Raw genomic sequence first — 277 nt, 5'->3', positions numbered from 1 at the left:
AACGCTGGAATGGGTCGCCTGGTACAACCGTCATCGGCTGATGGAACCGCTCGGCTATATCCCGCCTGCTGAAGCTGAGGCAAACTACTACAGGCAACTCAGAAATGCCGCTGACGTGTCCGCATTAACTTAAACCAACCAGCCTCCACGATTCCCGGTGCGGTTCACTATCTTCGTCTAGGCGGCGCTTGAGAAACCACTTTCTAGGCACATCTGGCGCCCTGGATAGCCATCGCAGGTCGTTGCCGCGGTAACAGGCAGCGATAATCGGTAACGT

At 56.0% G+C, this 277-nt stretch carries 1 pseudogene; it reads left to right on the top strand.

Annotation, left to right across the window (positions count from 1 at the left end):
- Nucleotides 1-133: pseudogene (locus SB689_RS22965) on the top strand (IS3 family transposase); the annotation flags it as partial.
- Nucleotides 134-277: the final 144 nt, after the last annotated feature.

This window comes from Chryseobacterium sp. SIMBA_038, from assembly GCF_046535115.1.
Taxonomy (GTDB): Bacteria; Bacteroidota; Bacteroidia; order Flavobacteriales; family Weeksellaceae; genus Chryseobacterium.
Note: the sequence above shows the minus strand (reverse complement) of the source record. Positions and strands in the feature narration are given on the sequence as shown.